Source organism: Streptomyces sp. NPDC002044 (assembly GCF_040296725.1).
Lineage (GTDB): Bacteria > Actinomycetota > Actinomycetes > Streptomycetales > Streptomycetaceae > Streptomyces > Streptomyces antarcticus.
Genome location: NZ_JBEOXU010000042.1, coordinates 1 through 20,368, shown reverse-complemented (window position 1 = coordinate 20,368; position 20,368 = coordinate 1). Strand labels below are relative to the sequence as shown.

Sequence of the window (20,368 nt, the reverse complement as noted above, 5' to 3'; positions counted from 1 at the left end):
GCTCGCCCGGTCGGCCCGCGAAGACCCGGCCGATCCCGGCTGCGGACCTCGGCCGCCGGAGCCGGGAAGCGGGCGGCCGCTGCTCCGCCGGGCCCGTTCTTTTCGTGAGAAGGCCCACGTCAGTCTCTCGGATGCGCGCCCTTCGCCGCACCCGGAGGACAGTTCTGGCAACTTTGCAGACATGAGTACGGCAACGCACAGATCCCCCTTGACCGACTGGACCGTCGTGGTCCCCGTGGTGGCGTTGGTCGCGCTCGCCTTCAGCTGGGGCCGTGATCTGCCCTCGCTCGCGGTGGCCCTGGTCTCCCTCTGCCTCGCGGGCGCGGTGCTGGCGGCCGTCCACCACGCCGAGGTCGTCGCCCTCCGGGTCGGCGAACCCTTCGGATCCCTCGTCCTCGCCGTGGCCGTCACCGTCATCGAAGTGGCGCTCATCGTCACCCTGATGGCCGACGGCGGGCCCAAGACCTCCTCCCTCGCCCGTGACACCGTCTTCGCCGCCGTCATGATCACGTGCAACGGCATCGTCGGCCTGTCCCTGCTGGTCGGCGCCCTGCGCAACCGCGTGGCCGTCTTCAACGCCGAAGGCTCCGGAGCGGCCCTCGCCACCGTCGCGACCCTCGCCGTCCTCAGCCTCGTCCTGCCGACCTTCACGACCAGCAAGCCCGGCCCCGAGTTCTCCACCGCCCAGCTGACGTTCGCCGCCGTCGCCTCGCTCGCCCTCTACGGTCTGTTCATCGCCGTCCAGACGGTCCGTCACCGGGACTACTTCCTGCCCGTGGACACCAAGCGGATCCGCAAGGAGGCGGCGCAGGCCGCCGCCGCCGCGGCCGCCGGGGAGGACGACGACCACGCCGAGCCGCCCAGCTCCCGCGCCGCGCTGATCAGCCTCGGTTTGCTGCTGGTCGCCCTGGTCGCGGTCGTCGGCAACGCCAAGGCCGTCTCCCCGACGATCGAGCGGGGGGTCGAGAGCGCCGGGCTCCCCAACGCCGTCGTCGGTGTGATCATCGCGCTGCTCGTGCTGCTGCCCGAGACCCTGGCCGCCGTCCGCGCCGCCCGCCGCGACCGCGTACAGACCAGCCTGAACCTCGCGTACGGATCCGCCATCGCCAGCATCGGCCTGACCATCCCGGCCATCGCCCTGGCCTCGATCTGGCTGTCGGGCCCGCTGATGCTCGGCCTCGGGCCGATCCACATGGTGCTGCTCGCGCTCACCGTCGTCGTCAGCGCCCTGACCATCGTCCCGGGCCGCGCCACCCTGCTCCAGGGCGGCGTCCACCTCGTGCTGTTCGCGGCCTTCCTGTTCCTCGCCGTCAGCCCGTAGCCGTACGGTCGCCCCGCCCGGCGGAGGCACCCGCGTCCTCGCGGGCCGCCTCCGCCCGGCGGGTCACCGGGTCAGCGGCGCTCGCGCGGCCCCACCACCTTCAGCCGCGGCGAGGCGAGAATGTCCCGACGGCCTGGATGTGGCTGGAGCCGTGCAGCACCTCGGATAGCCGCCGGCCGCCGCGTTCCACGGCGCCTCGACCTTGTTCCAGACGCCGAGCGCCTCGGTGCCGCCGCCCACGGGCAGCTTCTGCCCGCCGCGGACCGCGAACTGGCGGCGCCCAGCGGGGCGTCCAGCGCGATCCCGGCCGCCCTCAGCTCGGCGACGGCGTCCGCGAGGGCCCGCCCGAGCCCGGGCGTCGCCTGGTTGAGCGTGCGCGGCGTGCGGACCGGGCCGGCCGCCGAGAACGGCACCGGCCACAGGTCCTTCGCCGCCGTCGAAGCCGTCAGCTTCCGCCAGAACCGGTCGAAGAGCAGCGCGCCCCGGCTGGAGCTGTCGGTCGTACGGTCCCAGCCACGATGTCGAGCAGCCGGTCCCGTTCCAGCTCGTCCACCGCCAGGCCGCAGCGGAGCTTGGTCTCGGTCCACTCGGCGCCGCACCGGCACAGCACCTCCGGCGACCCTGACGCTGGCAGCCACTGCGCCGGGAACCTCGAACTCCGCCGGCGCCTGGCCCGCCACGAAGCCGATTGAGTCGATGATGACACCACGCGAGGGGTCAGCTCACTGACGCACTCCAACCAGCTCTGGCCGCGATCAGCAAGGCGCCCTGGTGCAGGTCGAGGCTGCAGGCGGCAGTTGGCTCCCCCACCTGGACGAACGAGCCGGGACCCTTGAACGCATCGGTGTGAAAGCGGAAGGCATCCGGCTCGGCACAGCTGACGGTACGCAGCCGCCAGGGTCCTGAAGGGTTCTCGTCGGTCCGGGGCGGCAGTGCGAGTTGGAGCTGCGCGGCGGCCGGACGTTCCGTCTGGTAGTCGGTGTGTGCCGCCGTCCAGGCGGCCATGATGAGACCTGCCTGCGAGGGCGGACCGCACACGGGCGAGCTGTCCGCGAGGGAGGGGAGCGCTCGTTCGTGAGCCCGGGCCATCTCGATGAGGTCCGGGCGGCCTGCGTGTTCCCTGAGAACAGCGGCGAACCAGCGGGTGAGGTCCGGGCCGCCCCGGCCGGCCCAGGCTCGGATCACGTCGCGGAAGGCCGCCTCACGGCGTCGGGCGCCGCGCTGCGACCCCGCGGCCAGGATTGCTTCACCCGCTCCTGAGAAAGCTTGGCACAGGCGGAGCACGGGGACGTGATCTGCGCGGTCGGCGTAACGCACCGAGCGGAGTTCCCACATGGCGTGGCGCAGAAGGACGGCGGCAGCATGCGCGTCGGAACCCAGGTCTCTGCCAGGCGGCTGACGTAGACGGTCCGTCCGGCTGGTGCGGGTCGGGGTGACCGCGTCCGCGCGTCGACCGGCGGCCGACAGGTGCCATGAGCGGTCGTCCATGCGGTACTCGCCACCGGCGGCGCGGAGCCGACCGCCTGGGCCCATGGAAATCCCGATCTCCCGCACCCCAGCGTCCAGGATTACTCCCCGCGCGTCGGAAAGGTCGAAGACGGCGTCTGTGACGCCGTCCAGCCACATGTGAAGCAGGGCAGGCGGCGCGGGCGCGTCCTCATCGACAGCGAACTTGCGGTCAACGAGCAACTGGAGAGAAGCGGTCAGGCGAGTACCGGCACGCTCTACTCGTAGGTGGCGGACGGACGCCGTCGCCAGATCGTAGTCGGGGACCAGATCGTCCATGCTCTGGCGCGTGAGCCGGTGCTGCGGTGTCATGACGTGTCCGCGATAGTCGCGGCCTGATGTGTACGGCTTGGTCGGCGGTAGGAGCGACTCAATTTCGTACCCGGCAATCGCGGCCTGCTCGGTCATCCATCCGCGCCGCCGCTCGCCGAGACCGGTCATCCACTCCAGCACGGCCGTCGCCCGTTGCTCGCGTTCACCGGCGCCGGATGTGCTTGCGGCCCAGAACAGCGGAAACAGGTTGTTGTCCCACACATCCGATGCCGCGCGAATCGCCTCCCGGTCGAACCAGCGGACGTCTGTCGCAGCTTCCTTCATCTGTTCCACTGAGCGGTCCAGCAGCGCCGCCAGCACGGACATGGCCGACGCAGGGTCCATGGGCAAGTACGGCGCGCTGGACGGTGGAGGGGGAGGTGTGGCCACGTCGTGATCGTCGCACACCCGTGACTGTGCTCATGAAGAAGCGTCAGCGGCATGCCGCTGACGCTAGGAGCTGTTCGAGTGCAAACTCATGGCGTCGCAGGTACGGATACACAATGGTCGATGTCCAGCGCTCCCACCGGGGTCACGGGCCGCTCGCCGTAGTACGACCACCACACCCCACCGGTCAGCGTGGAGCCCGGGCCGATCTCGGGGGCCTCCATCGCTTCCGCGATCAGGACCTCCATCCTCGTGTTGCAGCCGTCCGTGGCGATGGCGCCGGAGTTCCAGTGCCTGAAGCTGGTGCGCTGCGGTGAGGTGCACGAAGGATGCCGCCTGGCGGATGCCGGCCGGCTATGGCCCCGTCGTACCACGCGCGGGCGGCGCTGGCGAGCTGCGCCAGGTCGTCCGTCTCTCCGTCTATGAGGGCCGCGCCCTCGAACGGCTCCGTGCCGTGGATCGACCACCGCCGCTCGCGCAGAGATGCGCTGATCTGCAGCGGCTCACGGTGCGGCAGAGTGCTTTCGACGGTCGCGTGGTCCAGCGGAGCGGAGTCCCGGCACGTGAGGGGGGACGGAGCCCAGGCACCATCGGTCCGCAGCGCTGCGGCGAGGCTGCCGCAGGCCGCGACGTCGGGGTACGGGACAGCGGGATCGGGAAGCGGGGTCACGGCTGCTCATCGTGCCCGAGCCGTCGATGCCCCTGAGCGGGCGGCCCCGACGGATCACGGAAGAGGCCGGCGATCAGCCTCCCGATCTCCTCCATCGACTCCATGTGCTCAACCGGCCAACTACAACGTTCAGTGGCCAAGTAGCGGGTTCTGACCGCACTTCCGTGACGACTACGTCTGGAGGGGGACGGAGGCCGTAGAGACTTCTACGGACATCCCACGGCCGATGTCACCCAGCTTTCGGAGGGCGGTGCGTCTTGGCTTTCGTCCCCGCGGAACTCGCACTGGTACGCCGGGAAGACCGCTGAGACGACTTCGCTCAGGGCTTCGTTTCGCCCGTGGTGGTAGCCGTGCACGGGCGGGGAAGCCGCTGCCACCGAGTCGAACCGGTAGGTCCCGTATGAGAATCCGGTGCCGATCGCGAACGGTTTGGCACCTGGTTCGCGCCCGAGGCTGTGACGTCGCGCGAACTCAAGAACGGCCCTGGTCAGGGCTTCGTCGTGGACGTCGGGCGAGTTCATTTGGCAGGCCCAACCCCCGTCGACGTCCACGGCCAAGGAGAACATGAAGCGCGACATGGGCGACCATCACCAGGCCGCGGGCGGACCAGGTACCTTCTCGACGTTTCCCATCTCCGTGACCTCCCTGAGCCGGCGTCGAAATCGGGCGAGGGAGACACGCCGGCTGCCACCTGGCTCACCCGGCGCGGCGGCACCTGGGCCAAACTCGCCCGCCCAGGCCGGATCCATCACCTCACGGCACTACGCGGGCTCCTGCTCCAACTGCGGATGGCCGATCTCGGAGGTGTCCTGGGCCAGGTCCGCCGAGCTGACCTCGGAGTTCAGCAACGATACGAGTTTCTCGTCCAAGGGCCGCAACGCATGAGGGGGGTTACCAGGGACGGTTTTCGAGGCGGCCCGGTGAATGCGCTGCTCGCCGGTCCGGCGGAGCCGGCGCCGCACGAGGTGACGGCGACTCCCGAGATCTCGGCGATGCCCGCGGCCGACAGGCCCGTCTCCTGCAGCTGGCAGACGCGGGCGCCGGAGGGGGCCCGGGCGGGTGGGCCGGCCTTGAGCTCACTGTTACGCCGGGCACGGTCCCGAGGGGCCGCCGCTATGCACTCGGGGCGCGTGCAGCCGTAGCTGACGCACGAGGGAGTGCCATGCGGGACCGCGCCTACACCCACCCTGAGCCGCCCGGGCCTGGCTGGCTGGTCAGGCCGATGCACATGAACGCGGCAGCCTCGGACTCCTCCTGCAACCGGTGCGCCGCCCTGGTGGTGGCCGGCGAACTCATCGGCCGGATGCACCACCCGCGCCAGCCGTGCCTTCCCATGGCCTGGCTGTAGGCACACGACCTGGTCGACCGGTGTGCCAAACGCCGGCTCGCCGATGTGCTCCTGCGGGTTGGCGCATGGAGGAGGCCAGTGGCGGCGATCGCGCGACCCAGCACCGCCAGGAACAGCCCCGCAGCGCGCCGTGCTCGTATGATCGGCGCGTACTTGTGGGTGAAGACGGAGGGACCCATGGACGGAATTCACTGGCTGCCGGAGGACTTCGACGCCTACTGCCTGCTGCTCGTCCGTGGGCTCGACGTGAACGAGTTCGTTGTCCGTCTCGGGCACGACCCTCGTGCCGTGATGCCCGCGGTGACCGCGGACGAGGCGTATGCACATTCCATGGACACAGCCCCTGTCGCACGCCTCGGTACTGCCGGGGACTGGGCGTTCTCGCTGGAACAGTGGAGCGCTGAGGGCATGGAAGCCAGGACAGCGCGCCGAGTGTCGATGGGAACGGAGTGCATCGCGGTGCTCAACAGCGGCATGCCGCCCATGTGGTTCATGCACGCCGTGGACGGGGAGGTCGTAGCGTACTTCGAACCTACCGATGCCCAGGATGTCGTGGACGAGTCCCAAGGGCGGCTCGCGTCCGATCTCGTGGCCGCGGGACTGGTGAGGGCGGGTGTTCCCCAAGGGACCGCCGAGGAAAGTTCCGAGACGCTCCTGCTGAAACTGGTGGAGCAGCACTTCGGGGTCGACCTGCCGCGGGCTTCCCTGAAGAGCAAACCCTTTCCGGCCCTCGCGTTCACTTCCGTCTGAAACGCGCTGGGGCCGGGGGAACAACCCCGGCCCCGGTGGAACTCCGCGCCGCCTCGGCGGCGGCCCCCGGGTCCGGCTCCCGCGGCGCGGCGGCGAGGCCGCCGGCGGGGGGACCGGGCCGCCGCCGGACGGGCCGGTGTCCGTCGCGGCCGCCGCGGACTGGGGTAACGCGAGCGTCGTGGCGAGCAGCGGTACGCCGGCCAGGGCGACTCGGCGCAGCGGCGGGCGGGCGTGGTTGCCCGTGATGCAGGCGGTGCGTCCGTGCACCCCACACTCACGCAGGCGGGCCTCCGGCGGGGAGGACCCCGTCGCGCCGGAGGCGGCGCAGGGTGAGGTGCTCGTGGAGGAGGCGGCCGACGAGCGCTCCGCCGTAGACCACGAAGCCCACGCCGACCAGCCAGGACTGGACGACCAGCAGGGTGCCGAAGGGGCCGTACGTCACGGCGTTCGAGGCGATCAGCGGGGAGAACACCAGCTGCGAGAAGAGCCGTAGCCCCAGCAGGCCGACGCTGGTCGCCACCGCCCCCGGTACCAGGGCGCGCCAGCGGACGCGGCTGCCGAGCAGCAGCCGTTGTGACAGGACGAAGAACAGGCAGGTGCCGGAGAGGTCTCCCAGGGTGCCGAGGACCGTGCCGAAGGCGTCGTTGGAGGGGGCCGGGATGGCCACCAGCAGCGCGAGGTAGCAGACCAGCATGGCCAGCCAGATGATGTGCCGCCACATCGTGTGCCAGCGGGCGGTCGGCAGGTCCCAGACCTTCTCGTAGCCGGTCTGCACGGCCGAGCCGAAGGTCAGGCCGAAGACGGCGAGCGCGGCCAGGCCGAAGGCCGTGGTGCGTTCCAGTGCCAGATCCGCCGCGCCGAACACCGCCTCGACCCGCGCCCGCGAGGACTCCGCCACCCCCAGGGCCTGGCCGAGCCAGCGGCCGAAGCCCGAGCCGCTGCCGGGTGCGGCGGCCGCCACGACCACCAGCAGCGGCACCAGGGTGAGGAACCCGAGGGCGGCGAAGCCCATCGCCCGGTGCATCAGCTCGATCTCCCGGCCGCGGCTCCACGCCAGACCCGCCGGGGAGCCCTGGAGCCGGTCGTAGAGCCGCCGGAGGATCGAGGTCACGCCTCATGCACTACCCGCGACGGCCCGCCCGCTCCCGGGAGCCCGACCGAATTGGACCCGAAGGGGTGGTTTCGGCCGTCCGGAGGCGGAACCGTAGGCGCGGAGGCTTGGGGATGCGGAGGGTTCGGGGTGCGGGGGCACGACGGCGCGACGGCACGACGGCGCGGGGGCACGGCGGCACGACGGCGCGGCGGCACGGCGGCACGACGGCGCGGCGGCTCGGGGGTGCCGTGGCCTACCCTGCGTCGCGCAGGTCCACCAGCCGCTTGATCTTCCCCACCGACCGCTCCAGGGTCTCCGGGGGGACCACCTCGACCCGCACCGAGACTCCGATGCCTTCCTTGACGGCCCGGACCACCGCGGCGGCCGCGGCCTCGTGCTGTCCGGCCTCCGACTCCCGGCGCGCCTCGACCCGTACGGTGAGGGCGTCCATCCGGCCCTTCCGCGTCAGCCGGAGCTGGAAGTGCGGGGCCAGGGCGGGCGTGCGCAGCAGGATCTCCTCGATCTGGGTCGGATACAGGTTCACCCCGCGCAGGATGATCATGTCGTCGGTACGGCCGGTGACCTTCTCCATCCGCCGGAACGCCGGGCGGGCGGTTCCGGGCAGCAGCCGCGTCAGGTCCCGGGTGCGGTAGCGGACGACGGGCATGGCCTCCTTGGTGAGGGAGGTGAAGACCAGTTCGCCGGGCTCGCCCTCCGGCAGTACCGCACCCGTCAGCGGATCGATCACCTCCGGGTAGAAGTGGTCCTCCCAGACGTGCAGGCCGTCCTTGGTCTCCACGCACTCCTGCGCCACGCCCGGGCCCATGACCTCGGACAGGCCGTAGATGTCGACCGCGTCGATGTCGAGCCGCTCCTCTATCTCCCGGCGCATCTCCTGCGTCCACGGCTCCGCGCCGAAGACGCCCGTCCGCAGGGAGGTCGCGCGCGGATCGATACCCTGGCGCTCCATCTCCTCCAGCAGGGTGAGCATGTACGAGGGGGTCACCATGATGACCTCCGGCCGGAAGTCCTGGATCAGCCTGACCTGGCGGTCCGTCATCCCGCCCGAGGCGGGCACGACCGTACAGCCCAGCCGCTCGGCGCCGTAGTGCGCGCCGAGCCCGCCGGTGAACAGCCCGTAGCCGTAGGCGATGTGGACGGTCTGGCCGGGTCTGCCGCCCGCCGCGCGCAGGGAGCGGGCGACGACGTCGGCCCAGGTGGCCAGGTCCCCGTCGGTGTAGCCGACGACGGTGGGCCGCCCGGTGGTGCCGCTGGAGGCGTGGATCCGGCGCACGTCGGAGCGCGGTACGGCGAACATCCCGAAGGGGTACTGGTCGCGGAGGTCGCTCTTGGCGGTGAACGGAAACAGGGCGAGGTCCGCGAGCGAGCGGCAGTCGACCGGGTGCACCCCCGCCTCGTCGAAGGCACGCCGGTAGAAGGGCACCCGGTCGTAGGCGCGGTGCAGGCTCGCGCGCAGCCGTTTCAGCTGGAGCGCGGCCAGCTCGTCGCGGCTGAGCCGCTCGCCCTCGTCGTGGAGATCCGCGTACGCCGTCATGCCGTCACCTCGTCCGAAGCCAACCGACCGATCATTCGGTACATTGCCGGACCCCGCCGGGTAAAGCAATGACTCGAACGAGTGAGCGTCTGGCGCCCGGGCCGCGGCGGCCCCCGTCCCGGGCGGCGCCCCACCCGGGACGGGCGTACGGTCGAAGGAGAGTCCCGCGGCCGTACGGCGAAGGGAGCGGCGGTCATGTCGGTAGTCGATCCCGCCGTATCGGTACGCCTGAGCGCCTCCGGAGCCCGGCGCCTGGTCGGCATGCTGGCCGAGGCCGCGCAGCTGCTGGAGGATCCCGGCCCGCTGCGCCTGACCGAGGCGCAGGCCGAGCTACTGGGCCGGGGCACGGACCGCCGGGAGCTGGCCGAATGGTGCCGCTCCCTGGCCGCCGAACTGAGGGCCGGCCTCTAGCCGCCTGCCTCCGGGCAGGACGCGGGGCGCCCCCCACTGCCGCCTACCCCGAGGGAACATCATGAAGACCCGGTCCCACCGCATATGCCGCATCGCCGTGGCCGCCTGCGCGGCCCCCCTGCTGCTCGCCGGAGCCGGCGCCGCCGGCGCGGTCACCACGGCCGCGTACCCCGCCGCGCAGGGTGTCGTCCAGCAGGCCAGCGCGAGCGAGATCCTCTCGCTCGTGAACGCCGAGCGCGAGAAGGCCGGCTGCCAGCCCCTCGCGGAGAACGGGCAGCTCACCCAGGCCGCGAAGGTCCACGCCGACGACATGGCGAAGAACAACCTGAACGGACACACCGGGTCGGACGGCTCCACCGTGCCGCAGCGGATCGAGAAGGCCGGCTACACCTGGGGCTCCTGGGGCGAGAACGTCTCCAGCGGATACGACAGCTCGAAGGGCCACGTCGACGGCTGGCTGAACAGTGCCCCGCACAAGGCCGACATGCTGAGGTGCAGCTACACGGACACCGGCGTCGCGGTGTCCGGCGACCGCGCGGTCCAGGTCTTCGCGACTCCGCGCTAGCCGCCGCGAGAAGCTCCGCCTCCCGCAACCATCAGCGCCCGGGCCGGCCGGTCCACCGGCCGGCCCGGGCGTCTCGCGTGCCGAAGCCCACCCCGCAGGGTGCGGACGGCGGGCCTACCCCGCGGGGGCGGAATCCGCGTCCGTCGCCACCGACTTGGCCCACCGGTAGTCCGCCTTGCCGCTGGGTGAACGCTGGATGGCGGGGGCGATGACCAGCTGGCGCGGGATCTTGTACCCGGCCAGTCTCGTGCGGCAGTGGTTCTGGATCTCGTCCAGGCTCGGCTCCGGTGCGCCCGCCCGGACCTGGACCACCGCGGCCACGTGGCTGCCCCACGTCGGATCGCAGACGCCCGCGACCAGGGCGTCGTACACGTCCGGATGGGACTTCAGCGCCTGCTCGACCTCCTCCGGATAGACCTTCTCGCCACCCGTGTTGATGCACTGTGAGCCGCGCCCGAGGACCGTCACGATCCCCGCCTCGTCCACGGTCGCCATGTCGCCGAGCAGCACCCAGCGCTCCGCGCCCTTCCTGAAGAAGGTCTCGGCGGTCTTCGCCGGGTCGTTGTAGTAGCCCAGCGGTACGTGGCCGCGCTGCGCCAGCCGGCCCGGTACGCCCACCGGGACCGGCTCGTGGGTCACCGGATCGACCACCTGCGTACGCTCGTTGACCTCCAGCCGGAAGCCCTTCTCCGGGCCCGAGTCGTCCGTGGCCCGGCCGTTCGACCCGGACTCGGACGACCCGAAGTTGTTCAGGAGCATCACGTTCGGGACCAGCCGCTGGAACTCCGCGCGCACCGTCTCCGACATGATCGCCCCGGACGAGGAGACGCTGAACAGCGAGGACAGGTCCGTCCCCTTCAAGGGGCCGTTCAGGGCGTCTATCAGGGGCCTGAGCATCGCGTCGCCCACCAGCGACACGCTGGAGACCTTCTCCTTCTCGATGGTCCGGAGCACCTCCTCCGGCGCGTACTTGCGGTGGATGACCACCCGCTGGCCGTAGTTGAACGCGATGAACGAGGTCAGGGTCGAGGTGCCGTGCATCAGCGGGGGAGCGGGGAAGAAGGTGAGCCCGGCGCCGCGCGCGGCCACCCGCTCGGCCAGTTCCTCCGGCCGTTTCACCGGCTCGCCCGTCGGCTCGCCGCCGAACAGCCCCGCGAAGAAGAGGTCCTCCGCCCGCCACATCACGCCCTTGGGCATTCCGGTCGTGCCGCCGGTGTAGATGATGAAGAGGTCGTCGGCGCTGCGGGCCGGGAATCCGCGCGCGGGCGAGCCGGACGCCTCGGCGTCCGCGTACGCGACCGGTGCGATCGACGGCTCAGGGGCATCCCCGGGGGCCGCGCCCACCCGGATCAGGTGGCGGAGCCCCGGGGTCTGCGGCAGTGCGGCCGCGACGCGCGCGGTGAACTCGCCCTCGAAGACGAGGGCGGCGAGGTCGGCGTCGTTGTAGAGGTAGACCAGTTCCTCTTCGACATAGCGGTAGTTGACGTTCACCGGCACCAGCCTGGCCTTCAGGCAGGCCAGCACGGTCTGCAGGTACTCGACCCCGTTGTAGAGGTGCAGGCCCAGGTGCTCGCCGGCCGTCAGTCCGCTGTCCAGCAGGTGGTGCGCGATGCGGTTCGCCGCCGCGTCCAGCTCCGCGTACGTGAGACGGCGCTCGGCGCCGGTCCCCGGGTGGTCCACGTACACGAGGGCCTCGCGGTCCGGGACCACGTCCACGACCGACTCGAACAGGTCGGCAAGGTTGTACTCCACCGTTCCTCCTGACCCTGACAGTTCCCATGGCCGGACCCATGGCTGGGCTGCTCGGCGGCCATTAGAGCGCCGCCCACCGCAAGTGGGAAGGGAGCCGTCCAAAAAATCTGACTGAGTGTCAGAAAACTATTGAACTGCACTCGCCCCTACTGCAACCTGTTCTAGGTCTTGAGACGGGAGGACGGCAATGGGTGGGACAGAACACCTGACCGTGGAACGGCACGGCGCCACGCTGGTGCTCACCATGAACAGGCCCGAGGCGAAGAACGCGCTCTCGCTGCCGCTGCTGGTGGGGCTGTACGACGGCTGGCTGGAGGCGGACGCCGACGACGGCATCCGCTCGGTGGTGCTGACGGGGGCCGGCGGTGACTTCTGCGCCGGCATGGACCTCAAGGCACTCGCCGGGAAGGGCATGGCGGGCGACCAGTACCGCGACCGCCTCCGGGCCGACCCCGACCTGCACTGGAAGGCGATGCTCCGCCACCACCGGCCGCGCAAGCCGGTCATCGCGGCGGTGGAGGGCTACTGCGTGGCCGGCGGGACCGAGATCCTGCAGGGCACCGACATCCGGGTCGCGGGCGAGAGCGCCACCTTCGGGCTCTTCGAGGTCAGACGGGGGCTCTTCCCCATCGGCGGCTCCACGGTGCGGCTGCCCCGCCAGATCCCGCGCACGCACGCCTTGGAGATGCTGCTCACCGGGCGTCCGTACGCGGCGGCCGAGGCGGCCCGGATCGGACTCGTCGGGCAGGTGGTGCCGGACGGCACGGCGCTGGCGGCGGCGCTGGAGATCGCCGAGCGGATCAACGCCTGCGGGCCGCTGGCGGTGGAGGCGGTGAAAGCCTCCGTGTACGAGACCGCCGAGATGACCGAGCGGGAGGGGCTGGCGGCGGAACTGCTGCGGGGATGGCCGGTCTTCGACACGGCCGACGCGAAGGAGGGGGCGCGGGCCTTCGCGGAGAAACGGCCCGCGGTCTACCGCCGCGAGTAGCCCGGGCCCGGCCGCTCCGCGTCCGCCGGTCCGCTCCCGCCGGTCCGCTCCCGCTCGGGGTTCACTCCCGCCTCCCCGGGACCGCCGTTCCCGGCCCCCGCCGGGGTCGAGGCCGGGGCTCCGCCCCGGACCCCGCGCCTCAAACGCCGGCGGGGCTGGATGTGGCCCGCCCCTCGGGCGTCTGCAGGGGTGGGGGTGCTCCCCGCCTCGGGTGTCTGCGGGGCGGGTCCGGCTCCGCAGGAACGGACCCGCCACCGTGGGCCCGGCGCCGGGGGTCCGCCGTCCGGCGCCGGGGGTCCGGCGCCTGCCGAGGTTCGCGTTCGTCTTCCGTCCGTACCGGAACCAACCGCATCGGAGTTGCCCGCCATGACAGCCGCCTCCCCACCCGACGTGCTCCGCGCGCCCCTCGTCGTCGAGTTCCCCTTCACCCGTTCCCTCGGACCCGTCCAGAGCGCCTTCCTCACCGGCCTGCGCGAAGGCGTCGTGCTCGGCGTGCGGACCTCCGACGGCAAGGTAATGGTCCCGCCGGCCGAGTACGACCCCGTCACCGCCGAGGAGATCCGCGACCTCGTCGAGGTCGCCGCCACCGGCACCGTCACCACCTGGGCGTGGAACCCCGCCCCCCGCCCCAACCAGCCCCTCGCCACCCCCTTCGCCTGGGTCCTCGTCACCCTCGACGGTGCGGACACCGCGATCCTGCACGCCCTCGACGCCCCCGGCCCCGAGGCCGTGCGCACCGGCATGCGGGTGCGGGTGCGGTGGGCCGCCGACCGCATCGGGGCCATCACCGACATCGCCTGCTTCGAGCCCCACGAGAGCGAGCCCGTCACCGGAGCCGCCCCGCACGACGGGGTGTTCGCCGACGCGGTCACCGGCATCGTCGCCGAAGCCCGCCTGGACTACACGTACAGCCCCGGCCGCGCCCAGACCGCCTACATCAACGCTCTCGCCGAACGCAAGACCGTCGGCGAGCGCTGCCCCTCCTGCCGCAAGGTCTACGTCCCGCCCCGCGGCGCCTGCCCCACCTGCGGCGTCGCCACCACCGACCAGGTGGAGGTCGGCCCCGCCGGGACCGTCACCACCTACTGCATCGTCAACATCAAGGCGCGGAACCTCGACATCGAAGTCCCCTACGTCTACGCCCACATCGCCCTCGACGGCGCCGGCCTCGCCCTCCACGGCCGGATCGGCGGCATCCCGTACGACCAGGTCCGCATGGGGCTGCGCGTCGAACCGGTGTGGACCGAAGGCGGCCGCCACCCCGACCACTACCGCCCCACCGGCGAGCCGGACGCGGACTACGACGTGTACAAGGAGCTCATCTGATGGCCAGGACGAGCAGGCACGCACGGGAAGTCGCCGTCGTCGCCTTCGCGCAGAGCGATCATCTGCGCCGCACCGACGAGCTCAGCGAAGTCGAGATGGTCATGCCGGTGCTGCACCAGGTCCTGGCCCAGACCGGACTGAAGGCCGGCGAGATCGGCTTCACCTGCTCCGGCTCCAGCGACTACCTCGCCGGCCGGGCCTTCTCCTTCACGATGACCCTCGACGGCGTCGGCGCCTGGCCGCCGATCTCCGAGTCGCACGTCGAGATGGACGGTGCCTGGGCCCTGTACGAGGCCTGGGTGAAGATCCAGACCGGCGAGGCCGACACCGCGCTCGTCTACGGCTACGGGAAGTCCTCGCCCGGCTCGGTGCGCGACGTGCTCACCCGCCAGCTCGACCCGTACTACCTCGCCCCGCTCTGGCCCGACTCGGTGGCCCTCGCCGCCCTCCAGGCCCAGGCACTCGTCGACGCGGGGGAGACCGACGAACAGGCGCTGGCCGCCATCGGCGCCCGCAGCCGCGCCGACGCCGCCGCCAACCCGCACGCCCAGCTCACCGGCACCGTCCCCCAGGGCGACTACCTGGTCGCCCCGCTGCGCACCGGCGACTGCCCGCCCATCGGCGACGGCGCCGCCGCGGTGATCCTGGCCGCGGGCGACACGGCGCGCCGGCTGTGCGAGCGGCCCGCCTGGATCACCGGCATCGACCACCGCATCGAGGCCCACGGTCTGGGCCTGCGCGACCTCACCGACTCCCCGTCCACCCGGATCGCCGCCGAGCGGGCGGGAGTCTTCGAGGGACCCGTCGACACGGCCGAACTGCACGCGCCGTTCTCCTCCCAGGAGGTCGTGCTCCGCAAGGTCCTCGGCCTCGGCGACGGCGTGGCCGTCAACCCCTCCGGCGGCGCCCTCGCCGCCAACCCGGTCATGGCCGCCGGCCTGATCCGGATCGGCGAGGCGGCCGCCCGCATCCACCGCGGCGCGTCCGACCGGGCCGTCGCCCACGCGACCTCCGGCCCCTGCCTCCAGCAGAACCTGGTCGCCGTCCTGGAAGGGGACCCCCGTTGAGTACGACGAGCACGACGGGCAAGGAACCGGTGGCCGTCGTCGGGATCGGCCAGACCAAGCACGTCGCCGCCCGGCACGACGTCTCCATCGCCGGACTGGTCCGGGAGGCCGCCACCCGCGCCCTCGCGGACGCCGAACTGACCTGGGCGGACATCGACGCGGTCGTCATCGGCAAGGCCCCCGACTTCTTCGAGGGGGTGATGATGCCCGAGCTGTACCTGGCGGACGCCCTCGGCGCGGTCGGCAAGCCCATGCTCCGGGTCCACACGGCCGGCTCGGTCGGCGGTTCCACCGCCCTCGTCGCCGCCAACCTGGTCGCGGCCCGCGTCCACCGCACGGTCCTGACCCTCGCCTTCGAGAAGCAGTCCGAATCCAACGCCATGTGGGGGCTGTCGCTGCCCGTCCCCTTCCAGCAGCCGCTGCTCGCCGGAGCGGGCGGCTTCTTCGCCCCGCACGTGCGCGCGTACATGCGGCGCACCGGCGCGCCCGACACCGTGGGTTCGCTGGTCGCGTACAAGGACCGCCGCAACGCGCTGAAGAACCCGTACGCCCACCTGCACGAGCACGACATCACCCTGGAGAAGGTCCAGGCGTCTCCGATGCTGTGGGACCCGATCCGCTACTCCGAGACCTGCCCCTCCTCGGACGGCGCCTGCGCGATGATCCTCACCGACCGTGCCGGAGCGGCCCGTTCGCCGAGGCCGCCGGCCTGGGTGCACGGCGGGGCGATGCGCAGCGAGCCCACGCTGTTCGCCGGGAAGGACTTCGTGTCCCCGCAGGCGGGCAAGGACTGCGCGGCGGACGTCTACCGGCAGGCGGGGATCACCGACCCGCGCCGGGAGATCGACGCGGTCGAGATGTACGTGCCGTTCTCCTGGTACGAGCCGATGTGGCTGGAGAACCTCGGCTTCGCGGACGAGGGCGAGGGCTGGAAGCTCACCGAGGCCGGGGTCACCGAGCTGGACGGCGACCTCCCCGTGAACCCGTCCGGCGGTGTGCTGTCCACCAACCCGATCGGCGCCTCCGGCATGATCCGCTTCGCGGAGGCCGCGCTGCAGGTGCGCGGACAGGCCGGGGAGCACCAGGTTCCGGACGCCCGCCGGGCGATCGGACACGCGTACGGCGGCGGCGCGCAGTTCTTCGCGATGTGGCTGGTGGGAGCGCAGGAGCCGCCCTCCTGAGCGCGGCCGCAGAGCGCGCGGGGAGTGCCGGACCGGTCACGGGTGACGCACCGTGGCCTGTGCGGCACCCCCCGCGGTGGATAACCTGGCCCCCGGACGACGTACCGGGAGGAGCACGCACGTGGCCGAGAGCATGATTACGCAGCCCCTGGCCGGCTGGGGCAAGCCGGACCTCGATCTCACGGGGGCGCAGTGGAGGTCGACCAGCCGGGGAGCGGGTGACGTCCAGATCGCCTTCGTCGAGGGCTTCATCGCGATGCGCAACGGCGACCGCCCCGAGAGCCCCTCGCTGATCTTCGCGCCGGACGAGTGGCGCAAGTTCGTCCTGGACGCGCGGGGCGGGGAGTTCGACCTCACGTAGCGCCCCCGACCGTACGGAAGCGGCGCACCACCGGGGCGCGGAGCCGCAGCCCCGGTGGCCGCCGGCCCGGCCCCGCCGTCCCCGGCCCCCGCGAGCCCCGGCCCCTCTCCGGCAGGTCTACGAGGGCGCCCCCGCCGCCGCCGTCAGAACAGCTCCAGCCAGGAGGCGTGCCGCTCGCCCCGCGCGCTCTCCGCCGGGGGCGTCGAATCGGTCGATTCGGGATGATAGGTAGGGTGGCGTCATGTCTGGAGAGAGCGACCTGCGGAAACTGCTGAGCGGCATGCGACCCGAACTGAACGAGGGGCACTACGTCTTCTGCACGATCCCCGCCACTGCCCCCGTCCCGGCCGGGATCACCCCCGTCGCCACCGTCCTGGAACCCGAGGGGCTCACGCTGGTGCTGCGCCGCGAGGACGCCGACGCGGCCGGCCTCGCCTACGACTACACGGCCGGATGGATCACCCTGCGCGTCCACTCCGCCCTCGAGGCCGTCGGCCTCACCGCCGCCTTCGCCACGGAACTCGGCGCACACGGTCTGAGCTGCAACGTCATCGCCGGCTACCACCACGACCACCTCTTCGTGGCCGCCGACCGGGCGGCCGAGGCCGTGACCGTCCTCGAAGCCCTCGCGGTGCGTTCCGCCGAGGACTGACAGCCCTCCCGGCACGGGCCGGGCGCCACCGGCGCACGAAGGCGCCACGCCCCGGAGCGGGCCGCGAAACGAAGATCAGATTCTTTCGCGGAGCGGCCTCCCTCCCGCTCCGCGCGGGCGTACGCTGAGGCCCCGAACAGGCATAGGGGTACCCGCCATGACGGAACGCCGGACCCGCACACGGCGCACGATGATCGAGCGCGAGGCCGAACTCGGCACCGTGGACGACGCACTGGACCGGCTCACCGGAGCCGGCCCCGGCACTCGCGGCGGCCTGCTCGCCTTCTCCGGCCCGGCCGGTCTCGGCAAGACCACCCTCCTCTCCGAACTGGGCCGCCGTGCCCACACCCGCTCCTGCACGGTCCTCACCGCCCGCGGCGGCGAACAGGAGCAGAGCCAGCCCTTCCACGTCGCCCGCCAGCTCATCCAGCCCCAGCTCGCCGGCACCCCCGAGGACGCGCTCCGCGCGTCCCTCGGCAGCTGGTACGCCATCGTCGGCCCCGCCCTCGGACTGTGCGCCCCCGAACAAGGCGCCCCGCCCGACCCCCAGGGCCTGCGCGACGGCCTCGACTGGGTCCTGACCCACCTCGTCGTCCAGCGCGCCCCGGTCGTCCTCGTCCTCGACGACGCCCACTGGGCCGACTCCGAGTCCCTCGGCTGGCTCGCCGCCTACGCCCCGCGCGCCGAACACCTCCCGATGCTCCTCGTCGTCGCCTACCGGCCCGACGAACTGCCCGCGCACGCCGACGCCTTCCGAACGCTGCCCGGCCGGGCGGGACAGCGCCCGCGGTCCCTCGCCCCGCTCACCCCGGCCGCCGTCACCGCTCTGGTCCGCGAATCGCTCGGCGACCACGCCGAGGACGCCTTCTGCCGGGAAGCCTGGGTCGTCACCACCGGCAACCCCTTCGAAGCCGTCGAACTCGCCGCCAAGGTCCGGGAGAAGGGCCTCCTCCCGATCGAGGCCAACGCCCCGCTCCTGCGCGACCTCGCCGCCGCCCAGCGCGGCAGCGGCCTCGTCGCCCGCCTGGAACGCCTCGGCCCCTCGACCGTCCGCTTCGCCTGGGCCTGCGCCGTCCTGGGCACCGACATCCCGGGCGAACTCGCCGCCCGCGTCGCCGCCCTGGGCACCGAGGAGGCCGTCGACGCCACCAACCGGCTGCGCGACGCCCGCATCCTGTCGTCCGCCGGTGAAGGACCCGACGCCGGGCTGGAGTTCGTCCACCCGCTCATCGCCACCGCCATCTACCGCGCCATCCCCGACGCCCTCCGGGTCGCGCTGCACGGCAAGACCGCCGTCGCCGTCATCGACGCCGGGCTCGGCTCCTCCGCCGCCGCCCGCCACCTCCTGGAGGCCCATCCCGAGGGCGACCCGTGGGTGGTGCGGACCCTGCGCCAGGCCGCCGCCGAGAACCTCCGCGCCGGCGCGCCCGAAGCCGCCCGCCGGCAGCTCGCCCGCGCCCTGCGCGAGCCCCCCGACTTCGAGGTGCACGCCGCCGTCCTGTACGAACTCGGCTGCGCCTCCCTGCTCACCGAACCGGCCAACACCGTCAACCACCTCAGGGCCGCCCTCGCCGAACCCTTCGACGACCCGGCCCTGCGCCAGGGCATCGTCGCCCGCCTCGCCCAGGTGCTCGCCCACAGCGACCACCTCTTCGAAGCCTCCGAACTGCTGGCGCGCGAGATCCCGCAGACCCACGACGCCCGCGCCCGGCTGCGCCTGCAGTCCGAGCAGTTCATGTGGGACGCCTTCAACGCCGCCGAGCCCGACTCCCCGGCCCGCTCCCGGCGGCTGGCGAAGCTCGCCGACCGGCTCACCGGCCGCGACCTCACCGAGCGGTACGTCATCGGGCTGCGCACCTGGGACGCCTGTCTGCGCGGCGAGCCCGTCGACGTGGTCCTCCACCACGCCGGGCGGGTCCTGCGGGAGCCCTTCAGCTGGGCGTACGCCGACCGGGGCTTCGAGGTCCCGGTGCTCACCGCCATGGTCCACCTGTACGCCGACCGGCCGTGGAAGGCGGAGGAGCTCTTCGCCGCGGGCACCGCCGAGTTCGAACGCCAGGGCTGGCGCGGTGCGCACCTGTCCTTCGCCCAGAGCCTGCGCGGCTACGTCCGCTACCGCCGCGGCAGGCTGGCCGAGGCCGAGGAGCTGGCCCGGGCCGGGCTGCGGCTCGCCGAGCGCGTGGGCCGCCGTACGCCCGTGCACTGGTACGCCATCGCCATCCTCGTCACCACCCTCCTCGCGCGCGGAAAGACCGACGAGGCATGGGAGCTGGCCCAGGAGCACGACTACGGCAAGCCCTTCCCGGCGGCCGTCGTCTTCCCCGACTCCCAGACCGTCTACGCCGAACTGCTCCTGGCCCGCGGAGACGCGAAGGCGGCCGTCATCGAGCTGGAGGCGGTGGACCGGCGGCTGACCCCGCGCGGCATCCAGAACCCGGCCTGGTGTCCCTGGCAGCTGCACCTGGCCCGCGCGGTGGCCGCCGACGATCCCCGGCGGGCCCGCGATCTGGCCTCCGACGCCGTGCGGCGGGCCCGCGCCTTCGGCGCCCCCTCGGGCATCGGACAGGCCCTGCGGGTGGCGGCGGAGGTCGCGGCCCCCGAGGACCGGCCGGAACTCCTGCGGGAGTCCGTGGCCCTGCTGTCCGCCTCCCCCGCCGGATACGAACTCGCCCGCGTCCTGGCCGCCGCGGGCACCGAGCTGCGGGACCGGGACCTGCTGACCCAGGCCGTCGTCACGGCCCGGGACTGCGGCGCCGACGGGCTCGCCGCGGAGGCCGCCGCGACCCTGCTCGGGCTGGGCGGGGCCCTGCCGTGCGCGTCGTCCTGGCAGGACGAGCCGACCGAGGAGGAGCTCCGGGCGGCGCACGACGCGGCCGGGGAGGGCGGCGCCGACCCCGGCGCCGACCGGGGGCGGGCCCCCGACCCGGCCCTGTCGGCGGTCTGCCGCAAGCTGGGCACGGACCGCGCCGGCCTGCGCGCCGCACTGGAGGCGTACACCCGTACCGCGGGGTGAGGCTCCCGGGTACGGGCCCTGGCCGACCGCGCGGAACTTCCACTCGGCGCCGTTGCGGTAGAGCTCGCCGAAGACCATGGCGGTCTCGGTCGCCGCGTCCTCGGAGAGGT

The 20,368-nt window shown here is 72.7% G+C and carries 15 protein-coding genes and 3 pseudogenes; 11 read left to right on the top strand and 7 right to left on the bottom strand.

All coding sequences use genetic code 11. The annotated features are described in order from the left end of the window. Positions 1-181: 181 nt before the first annotated feature. Positions 182-1,321, top strand: coding sequence for a calcium:cation antiporter (locus tag ABT106_RS13695; RefSeq protein ID WP_351276254.1), 1,140 nt, complete (start codon positions 182-184; stop codon positions 1,319-1,321). A gap of 124 nt (positions 1,322-1,445) precedes the next feature. Here the strand turns inward: ABT106_RS13695 and ABT106_RS13690 are convergent. From ABT106_RS13690 to ABT106_RS13680, 3 genes and pseudogenes are all read right to left on the bottom strand, one after another. Continuing rightward, positions 1,446-1,881, bottom strand: a pseudogene (locus ABT106_RS13690) (penicillin acylase family protein); the annotation flags it as partial. Positions 1,882-2,038: 157 nt separating this feature from the next. Then, positions 2,039-3,466: a hypothetical protein gene (locus ABT106_RS13685; protein WP_351276252.1), complete on the bottom strand. Its 1,428-nt coding sequence runs from the start codon at positions 3,464-3,466 to the stop codon at positions 2,039-2,041. Between the two features lie 170 nt (positions 3,467-3,636). Further along, positions 3,637-3,900: pseudogene (locus ABT106_RS13680) on the bottom strand (hypothetical protein); the annotation flags it as partial. 1,782 nt (positions 3,901-5,682) lie between these two features. Between ABT106_RS13680 and ABT106_RS13675 the strand changes: the two are divergent. Further along, positions 5,683-6,294, top strand: coding sequence for a DUF6461 domain-containing protein (locus ABT106_RS13675; protein WP_351276294.1), 612 nt, complete (start codon positions 5,683-5,685; stop codon positions 6,292-6,294). 274 nt (positions 6,295-6,568) lie between these two features. Here the strand turns inward: ABT106_RS13675 and ABT106_RS13670 are convergent, their stop codons facing one another. Together ABT106_RS13670 and paaK are read right to left on the bottom strand one after the other, a co-directional pair. Continuing rightward, positions 6,569-7,405, bottom strand: coding sequence for a YhjD/YihY/BrkB family envelope integrity protein (locus ABT106_RS13670; RefSeq protein ID WP_351276250.1), 837 nt, complete (start codon positions 7,403-7,405; stop codon positions 6,569-6,571). Positions 7,406-7,640: 235 nt separating this feature from the next. Continuing rightward, positions 7,641-8,942 carry a phenylacetate--CoA ligase PaaK gene (gene paaK, locus ABT106_RS13665; RefSeq protein WP_351276248.1) on the bottom strand — a complete coding sequence of 434 codons (1,302 nt, stop codon included), beginning with the start codon at positions 8,940-8,942 and terminating at the stop codon, positions 7,641-7,643. A 195-nt stretch (positions 8,943-9,137) separates the two neighbouring features. On the opposite strand from paaK, the gene ABT106_RS13660 reads away from it, so the two are divergent. Both ABT106_RS13660 and ABT106_RS13655 read left to right on the top strand, forming a co-directional pair. After that, positions 9,138-9,353, top strand: coding sequence for a hypothetical protein (locus tag ABT106_RS13660; RefSeq protein WP_351276246.1), 216 nt, complete (start codon positions 9,138-9,140; stop codon positions 9,351-9,353). A 61-nt stretch (positions 9,354-9,414) separates the two neighbouring features. After that, positions 9,415-9,918 (top strand): CAP domain-containing protein, encoded by a 504-nt coding sequence (locus ABT106_RS13655; protein WP_351276244.1) that lies wholly within the window; start codon positions 9,415-9,417, stop codon positions 9,916-9,918. A 114-nt stretch (positions 9,919-10,032) separates the two neighbouring features. Here ABT106_RS13655 and ABT106_RS13650 read toward each other — a convergent pair whose 3' ends face one another. Beyond that, positions 10,033-11,670 (bottom strand): acyl-CoA synthetase, encoded by a 1,638-nt coding sequence (locus tag ABT106_RS13650; RefSeq protein WP_351276242.1) that lies wholly within the window; start codon positions 11,668-11,670, stop codon positions 10,033-10,035. A gap of 187 nt (positions 11,671-11,857) precedes the next feature. On the opposite strand from ABT106_RS13650, the gene ABT106_RS13645 reads away from it, so the two are divergent. From ABT106_RS13645 to ABT106_RS13615, 7 genes are all read left to right on the top strand, one after another. Next, positions 11,858-12,658 (top strand): crotonase/enoyl-CoA hydratase family protein, encoded by an 801-nt coding sequence (locus ABT106_RS13645; protein ID WP_351276240.1) that lies wholly within the window; start codon positions 11,858-11,860, stop codon positions 12,656-12,658. 366 nt (positions 12,659-13,024) lie between these two features. After that, on the top strand, positions 13,025-13,984 hold the full coding sequence (locus ABT106_RS13640) for a Zn-ribbon domain-containing OB-fold protein (protein ID WP_351276238.1): 960 nt from the start codon (positions 13,025-13,027) through the stop codon (positions 13,982-13,984). After that, entirely contained in the window at positions 13,984-15,051 is a 1,068-nt protein-coding gene (locus tag ABT106_RS13635; protein WP_351276236.1) for a thiolase family protein, read from the top strand. The genes ABT106_RS13640 and ABT106_RS13635 overlap by 1 nt, the downstream gene beginning before the upstream one ends. Continuing rightward, positions 15,048-16,232, top strand: coding sequence for a thiolase family protein (locus ABT106_RS13630; RefSeq protein WP_351276234.1), 1,185 nt, complete (start codon positions 15,048-15,050; stop codon positions 16,230-16,232). The genes ABT106_RS13635 and ABT106_RS13630 overlap by 4 nt, the downstream gene beginning before the upstream one ends. 121 nt (positions 16,233-16,353) lie before the next feature. Next, positions 16,354-16,593, top strand: a complete 240-nt coding sequence (locus tag ABT106_RS13625) for a DUF397 domain-containing protein (protein ID WP_351276232.1) — start codon at positions 16,354-16,356, stop codon at positions 16,591-16,593. Between the two features lie 241 nt (positions 16,594-16,834). Next, the gene (locus ABT106_RS13620) at positions 16,835-17,245 is read left to right on the top strand and encodes an ACT domain-containing protein (RefSeq protein WP_351276230.1); all 411 of its coding nucleotides are present in this window, start codon (positions 16,835-16,837) and stop codon (positions 17,243-17,245) included. 157 nt (positions 17,246-17,402) lie between these two features. Continuing rightward, positions 17,403-20,258 (top strand): ATP-binding protein, encoded by a 2,856-nt coding sequence (locus tag ABT106_RS13615; protein WP_351276228.1) that lies wholly within the window; start codon positions 17,403-17,405, stop codon positions 20,256-20,258. A 15-nt stretch (positions 20,259-20,273) separates the two neighbouring features. On the opposite strand, the pseudogene ABT106_RS13610 reads toward ABT106_RS13615, so the two are convergent. Further along, a pseudogene (locus tag ABT106_RS13610) lies at positions 20,274-20,368 on the bottom strand (TerD family protein); the annotation flags it as partial.

Excerpts from the sequence above, each read along its gene's own strand:
- ABT106_RS13655 (WP_351276244.1), top strand. The coding sequence starts at position 9,415 with ATGAAGACCCGGTCCCACCGCATATGCCGCATCGCCGTGGCCGCCTGC.
- ABT106_RS13640 (WP_351276238.1), top strand. The coding sequence starts at position 13,025 with ATGACAGCCGCCTCCCCACCCGACGTGCTCCGCGCGCCCCTCGTCGTC.
- ABT106_RS13645 (WP_351276240.1), top strand. The coding sequence starts at position 11,858 with ATGGGTGGGACAGAACACCTGACCGTGGAACGGCACGGCGCCACGCTG.
- ABT106_RS13675 (WP_351276294.1), top strand. The coding sequence starts at position 5,683 with ATGATCGGCGCGTACTTGTGGGTGAAGACGGAGGGACCCATGGACGGA.
- ABT106_RS13660 (WP_351276246.1), top strand. The coding sequence starts at position 9,138 with ATGTCGGTAGTCGATCCCGCCGTATCGGTACGCCTGAGCGCCTCCGGA.
- ABT106_RS13685 (WP_351276252.1), bottom strand. The coding sequence starts at position 3,466 with ATGTCCGTGCTGGCGGCGCTGCTGGACCGCTCAGTGGAACAGATGAAG.
- ABT106_RS13695 (WP_351276254.1), top strand. The coding sequence starts at position 182 with ATGAGTACGGCAACGCACAGATCCCCCTTGACCGACTGGACCGTCGTG.
- ABT106_RS13635 (WP_351276236.1), top strand. The coding sequence starts at position 13,984 with ATGGCCAGGACGAGCAGGCACGCACGGGAAGTCGCCGTCGTCGCCTTC.
- ABT106_RS13615 (WP_351276228.1), top strand. The coding sequence starts at position 17,403 with ATGACGGAACGCCGGACCCGCACACGGCGCACGATGATCGAGCGCGAG.
- ABT106_RS13620 (WP_351276230.1), top strand. The coding sequence starts at position 16,835 with ATGTCTGGAGAGAGCGACCTGCGGAAACTGCTGAGCGGCATGCGACCC.
- paaK (WP_351276248.1), bottom strand. The coding sequence starts at position 8,942 with ATGACGGCGTACGCGGATCTCCACGACGAGGGCGAGCGGCTCAGCCGC.